This is a genomic window from Erythrobacter sp. CCH5-A1 (genome assembly GCF_001557115.1).
Taxonomy (GTDB): Bacteria; Pseudomonadota; Alphaproteobacteria; order Sphingomonadales; family Sphingomonadaceae; genus Erythrobacter.
In genome coordinates, this window is record NZ_LSKQ01000287.1 from 1 (window position 1) to 240 (window position 240).

Sequence of the window (240 nt, forward strand, 5' to 3'; positions counted from 1 at the left end):
ACAAGCAGGGCACCAGCGTGGCCGTGCGCTTGTACGTGATCGACAAGATCCCGGGGCAAACCAGACCAGCAGTTTTGGCGCGGGAGACAGTTGCAGACGTCGCGTCTACGGTTCCAATCATCAAACGCGTGACAGCCCAGCCCGGCTGCGAACCGCGCGCGGTGCCGCCGAAAGCAAAGCCGGGCGCGCTCTTCAAAGCCATGCGGGCAACGCCGATCACAAAGCCCGTCAAAGCGAGGG

Annotated in this window: 1 protein-coding gene; it reads left to right on the forward strand. The window is 63.8% G+C overall.

Features of this window, described 5'->3' with window-relative positions; translation table 11 throughout:
- Window positions 1-35 precede the first annotated feature (35 nt).
- The coding region (locus AX708_RS21215; RefSeq protein WP_233999675.1) for a hypothetical protein at window positions 36-240 on the forward strand (205 nt) is incomplete at its 3' end.